This window comes from Janthinobacterium sp. Bl 1 (assembly GCF_058215535.1).
The window spans coordinates 6,072,896-6,089,766 of sequence record NZ_CM177086.1; the positions used below are offsets into that span (position 1 = coordinate 6,072,896).

Here is a 16,871-nt window from a genome sequence, read left to right on the forward strand (position 1 = left end):
GGAACACTCATGGGTCGTATTTTAATCTCCGGAAGAACTGGACAGGTAGGCTATGAGCTCGAACGCAGCCTGCAAGGCTTGGGCGAGGTCATCGCATTGGACCGTAGTCAAATGGATTTGAGCAATCTGCAACAGGTGCGGGACGTCATTCGCCGTGTGAAGCCTACGCTGATCGTCAACCCTGCCGCCTATACCGCGGTCGATCAAGCGGAACGCGAACCGGAACTCGCACTGCGCATCAATGGCGAGGCTCCCGGCGTCATGGCAGAGGAAGCCAAAAAGCTTGGCGCCACACTGATACATTACAGTACCGATTACGTGTTCGATGGCAACAAGGACAGTGCCTATCTGGAAACTGATCCTACCTGTCCAGTGAATGTTTACGGCAGCAGCAAGCTGGCGGGCGAACAGGCCATTCAAGCCACGGGCGTAACCCACCTTATTCTACGCACGAGCTGGGTGTACAGCACGCATGGCAAAAACTTCCTGCTCACCATGCGCCGCCTGGCCCAGGAGCGTGACGCGCTGAACATCGTGTCAGATCAATTCGGCGCTCCGACATGGAGCCGTACCATCGCCGATACCACCGCGCACATCGTAGCGCAAAGCTTGGCCGCCGCCGACCAGCAAGCGTGGTGGGACGGGCACTCCGGGCTCTACCATTTGACGGCTAAAGGAAAAACCACGTGGTTTGGCTTTGCCGAAGCGATCATGGCCCATGCATCGGTCACAAAAAAGCCGCAGCTGACACCGATATTGGCATCCGAGTACCCGGTCCCGGCGCAGCGACCTGCCAATTCGGTACTGTCGTCGCAGAAACTGATGGAGACTTTCTGCGGATTACCAAACTGGCAAGATGCATTACTGCTATGCCAAAACTAAGTAAATCTCTCTTCTCTCAGGCAAGGTAGCCTTGCGGGTTCTGGTGCTGCCAGCGCCAGTGGTCGCGGCACATGTCGTCGATGTTTTTCTGCGCTTGCCAGCCCAGCAATTGCTTTGCCTTGTCGGCCGAGGCGTAGCAGCTGGCGATGTCGCCGGGACGGCGCGGCACGATGTCGTAGGGGACTTTGCGGCCGCTGGCGGCTTCGAACGCGCGTACGGTGTCAAGCACGCTGTAGCCGTGGCCCGTGCCCAGGTTGACGGTAAAGCCGCCCTCGGTGGAAAACAGGCGATTCAAAGCGGCCACGTGGCCCAGCGCCAGGTCGACCACGTGGATGTAGTCGCGCACGCCCGTGCCGTCCGGCGTATCGTAGTCGTTGCCGAACACAGCCAGGCGCTCGCGGCGGCCCACGGCCACCTGGGCGATGAAAGGCATCAGGTTGTTCGGGATGCCGGCCGGATCTTCGCCGATCAAGCCGCTGACATGCGCGCCAACGGGGTTAAAGTAGCGCAGCACGCCGACTTGCCACTGCGCATCGGCATGCACGAGATCGGCCAGTATCTGCTCGACCATCAGCTTGGAGCGGCCGTACGGATTGGTCACGGACAGACGCGACGATTCCAGGATCGGCAAGGCTTCCGGATCGCCATACACGGTGGCCGACGAACTGAACACAAAACGCTTCACGTTCGCCGCCGCCAGCACTTCCAGCAGCGCCACGGTGCCCGATACATTGTTATCCATATACATCAGTGGCTGCGCCACGGATTCGCCCACGGCTTTCAAGCCTGCGAAATGGATCACGGCATCGATGGTGTGCTCGCGCAGGACGGCGGCCATGGCCGTGCGGTCGCGCACGTCCGCCTCGTAGAAGGGCACGCTTTTGCCGGCAATGCGCTCCACACGCGCCATCGCTTCGCGCGCGCTGTTGCACAGATTATCCACCGCGACTACCTCGAAACCGGCAGCCAGCAATTCGACACAGGTATGCGAACCGATGAAACCGGATGCGCCGGTCACGAGTATTTTCTTGGACATAATATCAATCAATGCAAAAAAGATAAGACTACCGTAATTCGCCCACCTTGCCTAGCCAGCGCACGATAGCGCGTACATAAAAAAGCCTGCGGCGTCGCCGCGGCAGGCTTTTTCTCGTGCCAACGGCACAGGTGGGCAAACCGCCAGGTTATTTCTTGATGAACACCAGGTCCCACACGCCATGGCCCAGCTTCAAGCCGCGGTTTTCAAACTTGGTCAGTGGACGATATGCGGGTTGGGGCGCGTATCCCTCTGCGCTATTGCGCAACTGCGACTCGGCGCCCAGCACTTCCAGCATTTGCACCGCGTAATCTTCCCAGTCGGTGGCGCAATGCAGATAGCCGCCCGGCGCCAGACGATCGGTCAATTGCTTGACGAACGGCGACTGGATCAGGCGGCGTTTGTTGTGGCGCGCCTTGTGCCATGGATCGGGGAAGAACACGTGGATACCGGCCAGCGAATTGGCAGAAATCATGTGCGTCAGCACTTCCACGGCATCGTGCTGCAGCAAGCGCAGATTCGTCAGCGACTCTTCGCCGATCAGCTTCAACAGGCTGCCAACACCGGGTGTATGCACTTCGACGCCGATGAAATCCTTCTCCGGCATGGCCTTGGCGATATGCGCCGTCGTCGCACCCATGCCAAAGCCGATTTCCAGAATCACGGGCGCCTTGCGGCCAAACACCTGCTCGAAATCCATGGACTCCTTGGCGAAAGGCAGCAGGAACTTCGGCCCCAAGGTCTCGAGCGCGCGCGCCTGCGCGACAGACAGCCGTCCTGCGCGGGTCACGAAACTGCGGATGCGGTGTTCGGTCGGATCGTACATCATCGGCCGTGCCGGGCCGTTTGCTGGGGTATCAGAAGACATGGGAATGAGGAAAATAGTGGCCGCGCCGCACAAAACCAGGCGCCAGCGGAAAATGGAGCGGGTGAAGGGAATCGAACCCTCGTCGTAAGCTTGGGAAGCTCGACAAGGAACTCAACAACCATGCGGGCTTACGGCCCGTTTTTGCTCCGCAAAGGTGACATTATAGCAGTGCCGCAGGCCTGCATCCATGCGCCCGATTTTTCGTTTGTGGAGTAAAATCATTCCCGCTTGACGACCCGTACGATGCGATATACTCAAGTCATGGTCGCGGACGCATACCGAACATCGAATCCGAAACTTACGGTTTCGGATGGAGCAGTCTCCGACGCTGAATTTCTCAAGATCAAGTAATTGGCAACAAGAAGGCTGTCATTTTTTGGAGTATTTTTGGGCTGTTTTAGCGCAGGAATGACAACAAAATGACAGCCTTTTTTTATCTACGATGATTGCCAAAATGGTTATTGAATGTAGAGTAAAATCAAACCAATCCTAAAAAATAGTACCGATTGCATGGAGTACCGAGGCTAATATGGCTAGCGGAAAAATATTACGACAACTGTTGAAGGCGGGAACCGCTGGAGATAAAGATGCATTTCGCTTAGCCTCTGAGTCAATCATCGAAGAGGAGCGACTTAAGCAACATCACCTACTCGCAAATGACTTAGAGAAAATTCTTTATTCCTCGACGGCAGATCGACGTGGGAAAGTTTCACGTCTCACACCTTCTGTGCCGACAGACAAGGAACGAGGACTCCCTCTGCTTGATATCAGGCACCCTCAAAGGTCACTAGATGAACTGATTCTTCCTTCTGCAGGATTGGATGCTGTGGAAGAACTATTGGGTGAACACAGGCGCGAAGACATCCTTCGTTCATATGGAATGCGGCCTGCCAACCGTGTCCTTTTTTTTGGCCCGCCTGGTTGCGGTAAAACACTTACCGCTGAAGTTATCGCGTGTGAATTGGATATGCCACTAGCCGTAGTTCGGCTTGACGCGCTGGTTTCATCCTTCCTGGGCGAGACTGCAGCGAACTTACGAAAAGTATTCGACTATATTAGTGAGTATCCTATGGTTGCGTTGTTCGACGAATTTGACGCACTCGGCAAGGAAAGAGCAGACAGTGGCGAGCACGGAGAATTGCGCAGAGTAGTCAATGCCGTACTCCAAATGATTGATGCATATCAAGGAAAAAGCCTAATTATTGCAGCTACCAATCATGAACAAATTCTCGACAGCGCAATTTGGAGGCGCTTCGAAGACATTATCGAGTTTTCTAAGCCTTCCAAAGATATGATCATTAAGCTATTATCATCTAAACTACGTGGGGTGCGACGTCAATTTGAAATTGACGGGCCAGAGATCGTGGAGCTTTTCGACGGCCTTAGTGGAGCTGATATCGAAAGAGTAGTTCGAAGAGCTGCCAAGAGGATGATCCTTAAGGGCCAAGAATTCCTCTCTCTAAATGACCTTAAAAGCGCACTTGGGAAAGAAATACGACGATAAATAACTGAGGAGCTTTTGTATGGCAGAGCAGTACAAGCATATCAAAATAACAAAAGAGAAGCTCGAAAATGATCGCCGTACAAGAGATTACAATATTCCGACATTTAAGCGGGGAGATCTTGCTGGCCATGGCCAGAAATTAAACCAGGCGCTAGGCAATGCGTTCGCTCAAGCCAAGAAACAGGTTTCCTCGGTGGAAGATAGATTCATTCTGAAGCTGGAATATACCGGCATGCTTGACATAAAAAATCTTATAAAACATGGTGTCGAGTTTATAAGTCAAGAAGGCAACAATATCTGTATTGTTTTTGCAAATGAAGCTGGACTAGCTAAGTTCTCAGATCACCTATCGCGTCTTGGCAAAAATGATGCCAATATTACATACAAACAAATTCTAACTGCCCTAGAGAATGTAGATAATTGGACAAGATCTGACCGCGAAAGCTGGGCTGTAAAATTTTATGGCCTGCCAAAAAATGATACTTTCCGTCTCGATATTGAGTTATGGCCAGTACAGTCAAGCCGTCATCCGCTCAGGCAAAAACTCATCCAAGATTTCACAGCTTGGCTAAGGGCAAATCATATTCGACAAATTGATCAAGTCAGTCTAGACAGTTTAATAATGTATCGTGTAGAGGTAACACTGGCGCAGGCTGACCTGTTACTTGAGCATACTGACATACGCTACGTCGATTTGCTGCCAAAATCAGGGATCAATTATTCGCAGATGAACTTTGACATAGCCAAACTTCCAGGCGAAATTTCAGCACCGGCAGAAAATAGTGCAAGAGTTTGTATTTTGGATAGTGGTATCAACACAAATCATCCATTGCTACGATCCGCAATTGCAGAAAATACCAGCTTTGTTACTGGCGAAGAGGCAGAAGATGATGCTGGTCACGGCACCGCTGTGGCTGGCATCGCGCTCTATGGTGATCTGGAAGCCGCAGCGGCTAGTAATTATTGGAAACCTGAATTCTGGCTTTATAGCGGTAAGATCCTGTCGCGTGACAAGGATACGGGTGAGACAAAATACGATGAAAAGACTATAGAAAGCACCTTAGAAAAAGCAGTCGCATACTTTGCTGGCGAACAAGGTTGTCGTATATTCAATCTTTCAATCGGAAACACCAACTCTCCCTACGATGGCTTTCATGTCAAAGGAATTGCCTACATTCTTGACAAACTGGCCCGAGAGTACGATGTACTCTTCATTGTCTCTGCGGGAAATTTCAATGGGTGCGAAGAGCCGCCCATTCCAAAAGAGAGTTGGCGAGAGGAATATCCTAGCTACTTAAGCTGCCCAGAATCAATCATCATTGACCCGGCACCTGCATTAAATGCAATCACTGTGGGAAGTTTGGCCAGACATAATGCCCATGAAAATGAGCAAAAATACCCTGAAATTCACGCCCTGACGCCAGCCGGCGAACGCCAGCCGTCACCTTTCACACGTCATGGCCCTTCAGTCAAGGGCGCAATAAAGCCAGACTTAGTGGCTACTGGCGGCAATATTGCCTCTCCAATGCGCACCGAGGGAAAACAGTGGCAAGCCGAGGCGCGTGGCATGGGTGTCTTGTGTTTGAATCATGAATTTATTGGTAGAACTCTATTTAAAGAGATTTCTGGAACTAGCTTCGCTGCGCCCTATATCACGCATCTAGCTGCACGCTTGTTAAATGAATATCCGACAGCGTCCGCAAATTTACTTAGAGCCATGCTTGTCAATCAAGCATCGATTCCTAACGAGAGTGTTGGAATTTTTACAAAAAATCATATTGACAGCCACAAAGAAGAGAACAAAAGTGATTTGCAGCGAGATGTGATGGGCTATGGTGCAATTGATACAGATGCACTGTTCAGGTCATCCGAGTCGGCAGTTGTTTTACATTCCGAAAACACCATTAAAAACAATACTCATCAGTTCTTTGAACTACCGCTTCCCGAACACTTTTTGCGCTCACAGCGGGCAAAGCGCGAGTTACGTGTATCACTAGCACATTCTCCTGCGGTTCGAACAACTAGGCTAGACTACGTCGCTACTAAAATATTTTTCAAGTTAGTTAAGGGAAAATCACTTGCTGACGTTGAGCGATCATTTAATCACGATCTACAAGACGAGACTAAAGTTCGCAATGATGATGCAGTAACCAATCGTGAAATAACGTCACAGGCTCGCAGTAAGGGTACCGTACAAGCATCAATATGGAGCTTCAAACAGCTTTCTCCAAACGTGAAATGGTTTGTAGTTGTTACACGACAAGATCGACCAGATTGGGGGGCGCAAATGTCACTAGAGGAAGAAGCATATGCTCTTGCCATTACAATAACTGATAGAGAAAATATCGAACCTCAGCTTTACACGCAAATACAAAATCGAGTTCAGATTCAAGAGCGCGAGCGCGCACGAGCATAGAGAGTAGGTCGTGCATTAAATGCAATAAAATATACCATTTAGACAATAAATCTACGAGCACACGACAATCGACCATTTATAAGAAACTACCTTAGGTGATACCAGAACTCAACGAATGAGGCTGCTTTGACGAGTTCCATTTATGTCGCCTATCAATAAGTAAAAAATGCCCTAGAGCACAAGCTCTCGGGCATTTTTTTCCTTTCGCTCCCATAAAACTAAAACAAAGGCTGGTGTTTGAATAGGAATTTCGCTAATTAAAACTTGGCTCAAAAAAACAGCTTTCGCTTACTCTCGCGCTCACAGCGGCAGCCACCCGGCTGAGGCAATTTCAGGTAATTTTCGCATGGCCACAAGTGCGACCTCATATCTGAAAATGAAAATACTTTCATCAAGCATTATTCGGATTGCAACTAAAAGGCACGGTTGAAGCTACTATTCGTCCGCATCGTCATCATGTTCTCCACCGCCTCCCATAATTTCGATCATTAAGCTGTTTTTCTGCTCATCCTTCAAACCAGTGCCCTTATGAATCTGACGTCGTAAGACCTCATCGTTACAATGATTCTTTACAGTAATTGCTTTGGCAGCCCGTAAAGATTGGCTAGGCATGATGCCATATCCCCCGCCGTCAATCTCAGTGAAAATATACCCATAGTCATCCATTATGCTCTGCAGTTTGACAACAAAAGATGCTCTGATCACAGATCTCTTAGAGACCAACTGAAGTGTCTTCTTACTAATTCTTCCTCGCTTTTCGCCAGAGCGAACGAGCAAGACAATTATCATCAATGCGACTTCTGAGGGTTTACGGTTTGGCATATGGTCCTGTCTTTTGTGTAACGTTGAATGAAAAATCCAGGAAAGAACTATAACCCCAAAACAGGATCGCGTCAAACCCGATATAGGATCAATCTAAGAAGCAGGAACATTTAGGAGCATTGCCAAAAACACATTAACATACACGGAGATGCTGCCATGCCTTCCAGCAGCTATTCAAACTGCGTCAAAATGCGTCAAATCGCATGCCCCCTCTTCGCCCCGCCGCGCCAGTCCTCATGCGCCTTCGGCCATGGCGCAAATTTGAGTCAAAAGACCCCTATATAGCGGGCAGGTGTGGAGGGGGGACAACTGCGCGCGCCGGGCCGAAATGGGACTTTTTCTTGCCTCTGGAGCAACATCATTCGGCGGGACGTGAAAAAGCCGCCTCATGGGCGGCTTGTGCGGTGGCTGGGGCGCTCTGGCGCGGCTGGGCTGTCGCGCCCCTGCCCTGCCAGCTAGCGCGGCGTGTCGGTCATCCTGTGCGACCGGCACGGGTCTTGGCCGCCAGCTCCTTCTCGTAATCGTCGCGGCAGTCCACGTTGCAGAACAGCAGCGCGGGCGCCAGCGCCTCGTCGCAGTAGTGGCAGCAGCCATGCGCCGCGAGGCCCGGCCGGCGCCGCACAGCGGCCAGGCCGCGCGCCACCTCGGCAAAGATGATCTTGTCCGTGTTGTCGATATGGTCGCTCATGCCGCGCCCTCCCCGCCCTTGGCCAGGTCATACGGGGCGAAGCGCACCACTTCTACGCCGGCCCACTCGTTGATCGCCATGAACTGCGCCTGCAGCGGCACCAGCTCGTTGGGCGCGAAGACGCCCGCGGCCGGTTCCACGGCGCCGAAGCCGCCGGCATTGTTCGGTAGGATGCCCATGAGCTGCGGCGGCACGCGGTGCGCGGCCAGCTGGTCGTCGCGCGTGACGCTCTTGATGTTGAAAAACTCGTCCTTGGCGGCCACATCCGACACCGGCAGAATCTGGATGCCGTCCTTCTTGCCGTTCGGCGCGTACATGAACAGGTTGCGGAAGTTGCCCGGCCCCTTGCTGTCGCGCATGGCCTGGCGAAGGTTATCGACGTCTTGGGTATTCGCTGCCGCGTCGGTCATGTAGAAGACGAAACCGGCGTGCGAACCGTTCTTGTAGTACTTGCGGCGGAACAGCGTGGCCGCCTCGTTGAGCCAGGCCGATTGCAGGGCGCTCAAGTACTGCGGAACGCCGTACAGCTCCTGATTCACGTCCGGTTCCATCAGGTGGAAGACGCGGCCCTTGTCGAACTGGTGCACGGCCTGATAGCCGTTCACAAAATAATAGGTATCCAGATCGACACCGCGCCGCATGTACTTGGCCAGGGCATGCTGATAGCTTAGCGCCTTGCCGCTGCGGCTGGGCCGGTCTTCCAGATAAGCATTGCCGAACGTCAGGAAGTCCAGGGCCATGCGCTTGAAGGCGTCACGCGACAGGTACTTGCTGGGAATCAGGGTGGACGCCAGCACGTTGGCCTTGAAGTGAATCGCGCTGCTGTGGTGCACGCCAGCATTGAAGGACTTGGCCAGGCCGGCCAGGTTGACGGGCGGCTCATACCAGTGGCCGTTCTTCCAGCATTCGAAGCAGTCGAGAATGTCGGCGTGCTCGAGCACGGGCGTGGGGTCGCCGAAGGAAAACGCCTCGATGCCGGCGGCGGCCGGCGCCGTGGCCGCTGTTGATGGTGCGCCCTGGGCCTGCCGGCCGCGCGCGCGCATGTGTCGTGCTTTGTTCAAGAATAAATCTCCATGAAAGAGTGGTGGTTGTCGGTGGTGCCTTCGAATGGCTCGTGATCGAGGGCGTGCATGCAGGCCCACGCCAGATCGGCGTGGCCGGTTTCATCGCTGCGGCCGGCGACATAGGTCACGTGCCGCCCGCTGGGGGTGAGGGTCTTGTGGATGGCCATGAAGGATTGCGCGATATCGGTCCAGCCGGCGTCGAACTCCAGCCGGCCCTTGCTGATGATGTTTTTGGCTTTCAGCACCATGCGGGTTTTAACTTCGGGCGAGTAGTTCAGCGCCGTGACAGCCGGGAAGAAGCCGCGCACGATCGGTAGCACGCCGATGCCCATGCCAGTCGTGTCGATGCCGATGTACTCGACGTTGTAGCGGCCGGTCATCTGGCGGATGGCGTCGGCGTGATCCTCGAAGCTCTGGCCACGCCACTGGTGGCGCTCCAGAATGCGGAACTTGCCGCCTGCCGTCATCGGCGGCGCCAGCACCACGCAGCCGGCGCTGTCGCCGTTCAAGGCCGGGTCGTAGCCGATCCACACGGGCCGGTTGCCGAACGGGCGCAGGCCCAGCAACGGTTTGTAGTCGTCCCACTCCACCCAGGAATCGACCATGCAGCGCTGCAGCTCGGCCAGCGGGAAGACCGAGGCCGAGTCGTCGATAAAGTTGCACATCAGCAGGTTGTCGAACTGGTCGGGGCTGTATTCGAAGTTGCGCAGCTCGTCGATGTCGAACAGGTTGCAGCCGCCGCGCTCGGCGTCCAGGATGGTGACGATCTGGCGCCAAATTTTGTCCTCGCCCGTAAAACCCGACGAGAGGCGGCCATGGCTCACATCGATGTTCACCTGATCCGCCTTGGCGCGGCGCTTGTTGAACAGTTCGCCCGTCCAGAATGAATAGGCCTGGTGCGTGGTCGAGGATGGCGTTGAGAAATAGGTTTTGCGCCATTTCTTGTGGATGGCCATGCCCGAGGCCACCTTGTTGAGTTCCTGGAAATTCTGTGTCCAGAAGAATTCATCGAAGTAGAAATTGCCGTGGTAGCCCTGCGCCGTGCGCGCATTGGTGCCCAGGAAGTACAGATGCGCGCCGTTCGGCAGCACGATAGGATCGCCCGTCAGCTCGATGCCGGCCGCCTCGCGCGCGAATTGCACGATGTATTGCTTGAAGACGTGGGCCTGCGACTTCGACGCCGACAGGAAAATCTGGTTGCGGCCTGTTTCCATGGCGTCGGCCAGCGCCTCGCGGGCAAAGTACCAGGTGGCGCCGATCTGGCGGCTTTTGAGGATGGCGCGCGTGCGCTGGTCGCCGTTGCGATACCAGACCTTTTGATAGTCGAAGAGCGAATCCTGGAAGGCGCCCAGCAGCTGGATTTTCTGTTCTTCGCTGAAATCGTTGCGCGTCGGCTTCTTCTTCGGACCCGCATTGCGGTTCGCCAGCTTGGGATTGAGGTCGACCTCATTGCCGCCCGGCTGCTCATAGCGGCGCACGCGCGCCATCTGCACGATGGTGCGCGCCAGCAAGTCAATTTCCTTGTAATCGCTACCGCTCTTGACCTCTTTTTCGATCAGTTTCACCAGGCGCAACTCGGCCGACGCTTCGACGTGCTCGATGGCTTGCGCCTTGTCCCACTCGGACTCGTGTAAATAACTGTACGCACCCCGACCGCCCTGCCCCGGCCACGCCGCCAGCGGCGCCCGTGGCCAACCTGCCCGACGAGGCAAAAACAGCCGTGATTGCCGCCTGGGCGGCCGTCAACGCCTGCCCCTATCCCCGGCTGATCGTCTCTGACTCCCCACCCCTTGAAGGGGATGGCACATGAGCACCTTTGCCGTGATCGTTCGCACGCAAACCGAACGCTTTGAATTTTTTGAGGTTGCCGCATCCAGCGGCGACGTGATCGATGCCGCCATCGACCGCTACGGCGTGTGCGGCGTTACCGCCAAACTGAAAGGAGCACCGCAATGCTGAACACCCTGACCGATTCACCGCGGCAAATCGCCCTGGGCGACCGCGTGACATTCGATACCGATGAAGGCTACCAGGTCGGCACCGTCAACGACCTGCGCCGCGACGTGGGCAATGGCGAGTTGCATGCGTGGGTCGAGCTGGATCACCAGTGGGCGGGCATGTTCCGCGCCGTGCCGCTGGCCGCAATCTCGCCCGCATTGAGTTAGGGACACGGTATGGCGGACCGCATCGCGACGAATGCCACCTTCCTGTCGATGGACGATATTTGCGCCCTGACCGGCCGGAAGATGAAAACGAAGCAAATTGAGGCACTGCGGAAGATGGGGCTCCCCTTTTGGGTCAATGCCATCGGGCGGCCGGTTGTCGCGGTCGCTGCAGTTGAGGGGCGCAAGGAAGCGCCACGGGAAAAAACATGGGTAATGCCAAGGATCAATAAAAATGGGCCGACGAAACACACGTAATTTGAACATGCCGCCGTGCATGCATCCGCGTATCCAGCGCAGCGGAAAGGTGTACTACTACATGTACACCAAGGACAAACCGCGTAAGGAAATTCCACTTGGGCCAGACTTCATCCTGGCCCTAAAAAAATATGCTGAGCTGAACCTCGTGGTAGAGCATATTGCCAACGCGACGTTCTCCGATGTGGAAACACGCTACCTGGTCGAGGCGGTCCCAAAACTCGCCGCCAGTTCAGCGCGCATGTACCGGTCAGACATCAAGCACCTGCTGGCAGCCTTTTCCGAGGCCCCGCTTGAGCAGATCAAGCCGATGCACATTCGGCAGTTCTTAGATGACCACGCCGACAAGCCGACCACAGCTAACCGTTGCAAACGGGTTTTCTCCACCATGTGGAACCATGCGCGCGGCTGGGGCTACACTGACCTGCCGAACCCTTGCGAGGGCATCCAAGGCCACTCACTGGCAAAGCGTACCGTCTACATTACGGATGCAGTGTTCTCTGCTGTACGCATGCACGGCAGCGCGCCGCTACGGGATGCGATGGACTTGGCTTACCTGACTGGCCAGCGTCCAGCGGATGCATTGCGCATGACTGAACAAGACATCATTGAAGGGCACCTAGTCATTACGCAAGAGAAAACCAAGCAGCCGCTGCGCATCACCATCACCGGAGAGCTGGCCAAGCTAATGGAACGCATCCGAATGCGCAAAGCAACGCACAAGATCGTGACGGGTGCGCTGCTGACCAATATTCACGGCAAACGCCTAACCGCGCCAGCGCTTCGCACGCACTTTGACGCGGCAAAAAAACGGGCGGCCAAGCATGTACCGGAGCTGGCTCAGGACATCATGGCATTTTGGTTCTACGACCTGCGCGCGAAGGCTGCTGATGATACTTCGGATGACCGCGGCGACCAGGCGGCCAGCGATCTTTTGGGACACGACAGCGTGAAGACAACCCAACGGCACTACTTGCGACGAGGAAAGATTGTGGCACCCACGAAGTAGAATTCAAGGTTGACTAACTAAGAATAAAACTATTCTCAGCGTTCCCTCAACCTTGAATTCGCATCAAAATTATCGAAAGAACGATACCTGTTTATCCGGCACTTCGACTCTGCAGATATGTTCTGGCTTCTTTTAAAAATTCTTGAATATCATCCGCAGTCATAAAGATTGTTTTGGCATCAACAGTGCATGTCACACCTAGATGAGCATCCTCTCCTTGAAGGGTAGCTTTCATGCATGCCTGTTGTTTTTGAGGGGAGCCGGTCCCGCTTGCCTGAATGTCCATTCGACTTACGATACCTGCAAGACAGCCAGATTTTCCCTGATAAACGGGGCTACCAGATATGCCATGACTAAGAAGCGCCGTTGTCGAATTGGACCAAGTTTTCCCCTTATACATAACCGTGCCTGCTGGGGAGGCGTAAGTTTGATAAACCGAGTCGCGGGAAGGGATATAAAGTTGCGCGCCAACCGGCTCTACGTCTGCACAAATCTTAGGCGGGACAACCTTTGTCAGCGAGGCAGGGAACGATGTCTGATCAATTTTCAGCAATAGCAGATCGTTGTGGGGCGGCTGGCCGTGGAAAACAACGTCAGCCTTCACTTTTTGGCCGTGGACAGTCACAAATATTGGATCAGCTGGTGACTTTACTCCTAGAAAAATATGCGCCGCAGTAAGAACCTGACCATCACCTAACCACACCCCACCGCCCGATGATGTTGCGCCATCAGTAACAACCTCAATCTCAACAAAAGGAGATTTCTCCGACATCAAATCCGAGGGAAAAACCAGGGACGCGTTATCAGGAAGAGATGGGCCATGACTACGCGCAGCACAACTTGCCAGCGTCATCAAACATACTATTACGAGTGCCTTCTTCATTATATTGCTCATATCTTCCTTAAGATCCAGATCGTGCTGTTTGTCCGATTCCTCGGCATATGGCCCCTCGCTATCATTTGTTCGCTTTTGACAACAGGAACTCAAGAGGATAGCAAATTGCCTGCAGGGAAAAGTCACGTATTGTCACCCCAGAACTGCTACTCGATGTCGGAAAAAAGAAGATGATAGACGGCAACTGTCCCTGAGACATCGTTACCTCAAAGGTTGCGAATGATAGCTTTGTGGAGCGGCGGAGGCCTTGAGGAGCAGCGGAAACAAGTTTTCCGCCGTTTTTCATTGGAGCGGGTGAAGGGAATCGAACCCTCGTCGTAAGCTTGGGAAGCTTCTGCTCTACCATTGAGCTACACCCGCGAAGCCTGCATTTTACGCGCGATGGCAAGGAGTTGGCAAACTTGTGCGGCTCGTTCGAACTCGTCAGGAATTCTCGCGACATGTGACAAAACGCATAGGCAACCACATCGGCACGATAGCGGTTTGTTGATAGAGAACAACATCGCGGTTTATCAGACACCGTGAATAACTTGGTATACAGCTAAAATAGAATAAATTATTGTTACCGTGAACTGTGTGGCGCAGACTAGCAGGAGAAATGTTGCTACAATCGCGTGACAGTTTGGCATTCCCGCTGTTCAACCTAAAAGGATATCCCATGAAGAAAATTCTGATCGCTTCGGCAATCCTGTGCTTCGCTTCCGCACAAGCCATGGCTCAATCGGCCCCAGCTCCTGCACCAGCAGCAGCTGCACCAGCAGCTGGCGCAGCTGCCGGCACCACCGTTGCCGGCCTGAGCGTCAGCACCATGATCGCAATCGGCGCAGCAGTTGCCGTTGTGGCCGGTGCCGCCAGCTCGGATTCGACTACCGCGCACACGACCCCAACCCACCATTAATACCTGGCTGCCCAGGCAGCGACAGGTAGGTCCATTCTGCAGCTTGATCTCAAGCCGAAAGATGAAGGCCTGGTACCGCAATAGTTGACATACTCAAATATCTTAGCTATTGCAATAAAAGCCCTTTTCATTTGAAAACGGGCTTTTTTACTTTTTATCCAACATCAAAAAGATTGGCAGCAGTCTTTCTGCTGTGTACGAATGATGACATATCGTATGATCACGCCTGCGATCCTCATCCATTTCTTAAGAGATCCGCTTTCATGCCATTGACATATCCCACGCCATCGCTACAGTTGCCATGAAGAACCAATCTTTCTTCAAGCGCATGGGATTTGCTCTGCAAGGAATAAGCGCCGCCTTCCGCCTGGAATCGAGCTTTCGCCTGCAATGCCTGGCTGCCTTGATGGTACTCATCGTGCTCTGCTGGTACAAACCTTCCTTGCTGTGGTGGGCTCTGCTATTGCTCAATTGTGGCCTGATTCTGGCTGCGGAATTGTTTAACACCGCGCTGGAGCACCTGATCGATCACTTGCATCCGTCGCTGCATCCGAGCATCAAGATTGCCAAGGACTGTGCAGCGGGAGCAGTATTGCTCCTCAGTTTGACGGCCGTGTGCGTATTTGTTGCTTTTTTGCTTGAAAACGTTGCGTACCAATAAGAATACAGGGGCAGCAAACTACAATACTGGACGCGCTAAAGTGCGTGTCGTTGATTCTATAGCGTCGAAAGAGAGTACAAAGATTCTTGTAATTTATTAAAATATTGCCCCATCGACAATATTAATTTTTTGCCAGTACGTATGCCACCGTATCCGAGCGCGGCAACCAAGCAAGTTTTAATACATGTCAAATGATGAATGACTCAGCTCTATCCAATTTACAATGATGCATAAATGACTATCTCCCTCGTACCAGTGATTCTTTGCGGCGGTTCCGGCACACGTTTATGGCCGCTTTCACGGGAGGCGTTCCCAAAGCAGTTTCTGCGCTTGTCCACTCAAGGCAGCATGCTGCAACAAACGCTGCAGCGCCTGGCAGGCATTGATACTGTGTCGCCAGCACTACTGGTATGCAACGAATCCTCGCGTTTCATTGTCGCAGAACAAGTGCGTGAAATCGGCCTGGAAAATAGCCGCATGTTACTTGAACCCATGCGCCGCAATACGGCGCCGGCGATCGCCTCAGCCGCCTTGCATGCGATGGAGAACGGCGAAGATCCACTCTTGCTGGTGCTGCCATCGGATCACGTCATACTGGATACCCCGGCTTTCCATCGCGCGATCGCGCTGGCACGCACGGCTGCTGAAGCAGGTAATTTGCTGACTTTTGGCATCACGCCAACGGGACCAGAAACAGGATACGGCTATATCCGCGCCGAAGGCATGGCAACCGGGCAGATCCAGCGCGTACTTGAATTCGTCGAAAAGCCGGCCCTGGCGCTTGCAGAACAATATATTGCCAGCGGCGATTACTTCTGGAACAGCGGCATGTTCCTGTTCCGCGCCAGCCGTTACCTGGAAGAGCTTGAGCGTTTCCAACCTGCCGTACTGGCCGCTTGCCGCGCTGCCATTGCCGCCGCGAAGAGCGACCTTGACTTCATTCGCCTGGACAAGGATGCCTACGCTGCCAGTCCCGATATCGCCGTCGACTACGCCGTCATGGAGCGCACCAGCCATGCCTCGACCATCGCCCTCGATGCGGGCTGGAATGATATCGGCTCATGGAAAGCCGTACTCGATGTGGCGGAAAAGGATGCCAGCCAGAATAGCACCCACGGCGATGTACTGATCCAGGATTGCAACGATTGCCTGGTGCACAGCGGTAGCCGCCTGGTCACCGCCATCGGTATGCGCAATACCGTGATCGTCGAAACAGCCGATGCCGTGCTGGTCATGGATGCGGATCAGGCACAACAAACGAAATCCATGGTCGCGCAACTGATCGCCAGGGAACGCCCCGAAGCCACCATGCACCGTGAAGTCTTCCGTCCGTGGGGTTCCTATGATTCCATCGGCAATGGCGACCGCTTCCAGGTCAAGCGGATTACGGTCAAGCCTGGCGCCAAGCTGTCATTGCAAATGCATCACCACCGCGCCGAGCACTGGATCGTGGTATCGGGCACTGCCCAGATCACCAATGGCGACAAGGAATATTTGCTGACCGAAAACCAGTCCACCTACATCCCCCTCGGCGTTGTCCATTCTCTGGCCAACCCAGGCAAGCTACCGCTGGAATTGATTGAAATTCAATCAGGCAGCTACCTTGGGGAAGACGATATTGTCCGCTTTGAAGACCGCTACGGCCGCGCTTGACTCATCAGATACGTCATCACCACGCAGTCGGCATCGCAAAAAAATTCACACTGAA

Annotated in this window: 17 protein-coding genes and 1 tRNA gene; 10 read left to right on the forward strand and 8 right to left on the reverse strand. The window is 53.9% G+C overall.

The features are described 5' to 3' along the window. Positions 1 to 9 precede the first annotated feature (9 nt). Positions 10 to 882: a dTDP-4-dehydrorhamnose reductase gene (rfbD, locus tag AC4BCN_RS27390; RefSeq protein ID WP_338679960.1), complete on the forward strand. Its 873-nt coding sequence runs from the start codon at positions 10 to 12 to the stop codon at positions 880 to 882. A 16-nt stretch (positions 883 to 898) separates the two neighbouring features. On the opposite strand, the gene galE is transcribed toward rfbD, so the two are convergent. Together galE and trmB are read right to left on the reverse strand one after the other, a co-directional pair. After that, positions 899 to 1,918, reverse strand: coding sequence for a UDP-glucose 4-epimerase GalE (gene galE / locus AC4BCN_RS27395; protein WP_338679962.1), 1,020 nt, complete (start codon positions 1,916 to 1,918; stop codon positions 899 to 901). 148 nt (positions 1,919 to 2,066) lie between these two features. Then, complete coding sequence (gene trmB, locus AC4BCN_RS27400) at positions 2,067 to 2,747, reverse strand: tRNA (guanosine(46)-N7)-methyltransferase TrmB (protein WP_338679963.1); 681 nt, start codon at positions 2,745 to 2,747, stop codon at positions 2,067 to 2,069. A 568-nt stretch (positions 2,748 to 3,315) separates the two neighbouring features. Here trmB and AC4BCN_RS27405 point away from each other — a divergent pair. Further along, a complete protein-coding gene (locus tag AC4BCN_RS27405) occupies positions 3,316 to 4,290 on the forward strand; it encodes an AAA family ATPase (protein WP_338679964.1) in 975 nt (324 codons plus the stop codon). Positions 4,291 to 4,309: 19 nt separating this feature from the next. After that, a complete protein-coding gene (locus AC4BCN_RS27410; protein ID WP_338679965.1) occupies positions 4,310 to 6,706 on the forward strand; it encodes a S8 family peptidase in 2,397 nt (798 codons plus the stop codon). Between the two features lie 435 nt (positions 6,707 to 7,141). On the opposite strand, the gene AC4BCN_RS27415 is transcribed toward AC4BCN_RS27410, so the two are convergent. From AC4BCN_RS27415 to AC4BCN_RS27430, 4 genes are all read right to left on the reverse strand, one after another. Further along, positions 7,142 to 7,528 (reverse strand): hypothetical protein, encoded by a 387-nt coding sequence (locus AC4BCN_RS27415; RefSeq protein ID WP_338679966.1) that lies wholly within the window; start codon positions 7,526 to 7,528, stop codon positions 7,142 to 7,144. A gap of 472 nt (positions 7,529 to 8,000) precedes the next feature. Beyond that, on the reverse strand, positions 8,001 to 8,216 hold the full coding sequence (locus AC4BCN_RS27420; RefSeq protein ID WP_128140258.1) for a hypothetical protein: 216 nt from the start codon (positions 8,214 to 8,216) through the stop codon (positions 8,001 to 8,003). Further along, the gene (locus tag AC4BCN_RS27425; RefSeq protein WP_338682392.1) at positions 8,213 to 9,259 is read right to left on the reverse strand and encodes a phage portal protein; all 1,047 of its coding nucleotides are present in this window, start codon (positions 9,257 to 9,259) and stop codon (positions 8,213 to 8,215) included. Before AC4BCN_RS27425 ends, AC4BCN_RS27420 begins: the two co-directional genes overlap by 4 nt. A gap of 14 nt (positions 9,260 to 9,273) precedes the next feature. After that, positions 9,274 to 10,992, reverse strand: a complete 1,719-nt coding sequence (locus AC4BCN_RS27430; protein ID WP_338679967.1) for a terminase large subunit domain-containing protein — start codon at positions 10,990 to 10,992, stop codon at positions 9,274 to 9,276. A gap of 94 nt (positions 10,993 to 11,086) precedes the next feature. Between AC4BCN_RS27430 and AC4BCN_RS27435 the strand changes: the two genes are divergently transcribed. From AC4BCN_RS27435 to AC4BCN_RS27450, 4 genes are read left to right on the forward strand one after another with little or no spacing between them, the layout of a single operon-like run. Further along, positions 11,087 to 11,239, forward strand: coding sequence for a hypothetical protein (locus AC4BCN_RS27435; protein ID WP_175445091.1), 153 nt, complete (start codon positions 11,087 to 11,089; stop codon positions 11,237 to 11,239). Further along, complete coding sequence (locus AC4BCN_RS27440; RefSeq protein WP_338679968.1) at positions 11,233 to 11,445, forward strand: hypothetical protein; 213 nt, start codon at positions 11,233 to 11,235, stop codon at positions 11,443 to 11,445. Before AC4BCN_RS27435 ends, AC4BCN_RS27440 begins: the two co-directional genes overlap by 7 nt. A 9-nt stretch (positions 11,446 to 11,454) precedes the next feature. Further along, positions 11,455 to 11,700, forward strand: coding sequence for a DUF4224 domain-containing protein (locus tag AC4BCN_RS27445; protein WP_128089133.1), 246 nt, complete (start codon positions 11,455 to 11,457; stop codon positions 11,698 to 11,700). 19 nt (positions 11,701 to 11,719) lie between these two features. Next, complete coding sequence (locus AC4BCN_RS27450; RefSeq protein WP_338679971.1) at positions 11,720 to 12,709, forward strand: tyrosine-type recombinase/integrase; 990 nt, start codon at positions 11,720 to 11,722, stop codon at positions 12,707 to 12,709. Positions 12,710 to 12,800: 91 nt separating this feature from the next. On the opposite strand, the gene AC4BCN_RS27455 is transcribed toward AC4BCN_RS27450, so the two are convergent. Next, the gene (locus AC4BCN_RS27455) at positions 12,801 to 13,592 is read right to left on the reverse strand and encodes a S1 family peptidase (protein WP_338679972.1); all 792 of its coding nucleotides are present in this window, start codon (positions 13,590 to 13,592) and stop codon (positions 12,801 to 12,803) included. Positions 13,593 to 13,890: 298 nt separating this feature from the next. Next, positions 13,891 to 13,964: transfer RNA gene (locus AC4BCN_RS27460), tRNA-Gly, on the reverse strand. Positions 13,965 to 14,262: 298 nt separating this feature from the next. Between AC4BCN_RS27460 and AC4BCN_RS27465 the strand changes: the two genes are divergently transcribed. The 3 genes from AC4BCN_RS27465 (at position 14,263) to AC4BCN_RS27475 (ending at position 16,816) form a co-directional block, all read left to right on the forward strand. Beyond that, positions 14,263 to 14,502, forward strand: coding sequence for a hypothetical protein (locus tag AC4BCN_RS27465; RefSeq protein WP_139143361.1), 240 nt, complete (start codon positions 14,263 to 14,265; stop codon positions 14,500 to 14,502). Between the two features lie 301 nt (positions 14,503 to 14,803). Further along, complete coding sequence (locus tag AC4BCN_RS27470) at positions 14,804 to 15,163, forward strand: diacylglycerol kinase (protein WP_338679973.1); 360 nt, start codon at positions 14,804 to 14,806, stop codon at positions 15,161 to 15,163. 234 nt (positions 15,164 to 15,397) lie between these two features. After that, positions 15,398 to 16,816 carry a mannose-1-phosphate guanylyltransferase/mannose-6-phosphate isomerase gene (locus AC4BCN_RS27475; RefSeq protein WP_072454892.1) on the forward strand — a complete coding sequence of 473 codons (1,419 nt, stop codon included), beginning with the start codon at positions 15,398 to 15,400 and terminating at the stop codon, positions 16,814 to 16,816. The last annotated feature ends 55 nt before the right edge of the window (positions 16,817 to 16,871 follow it).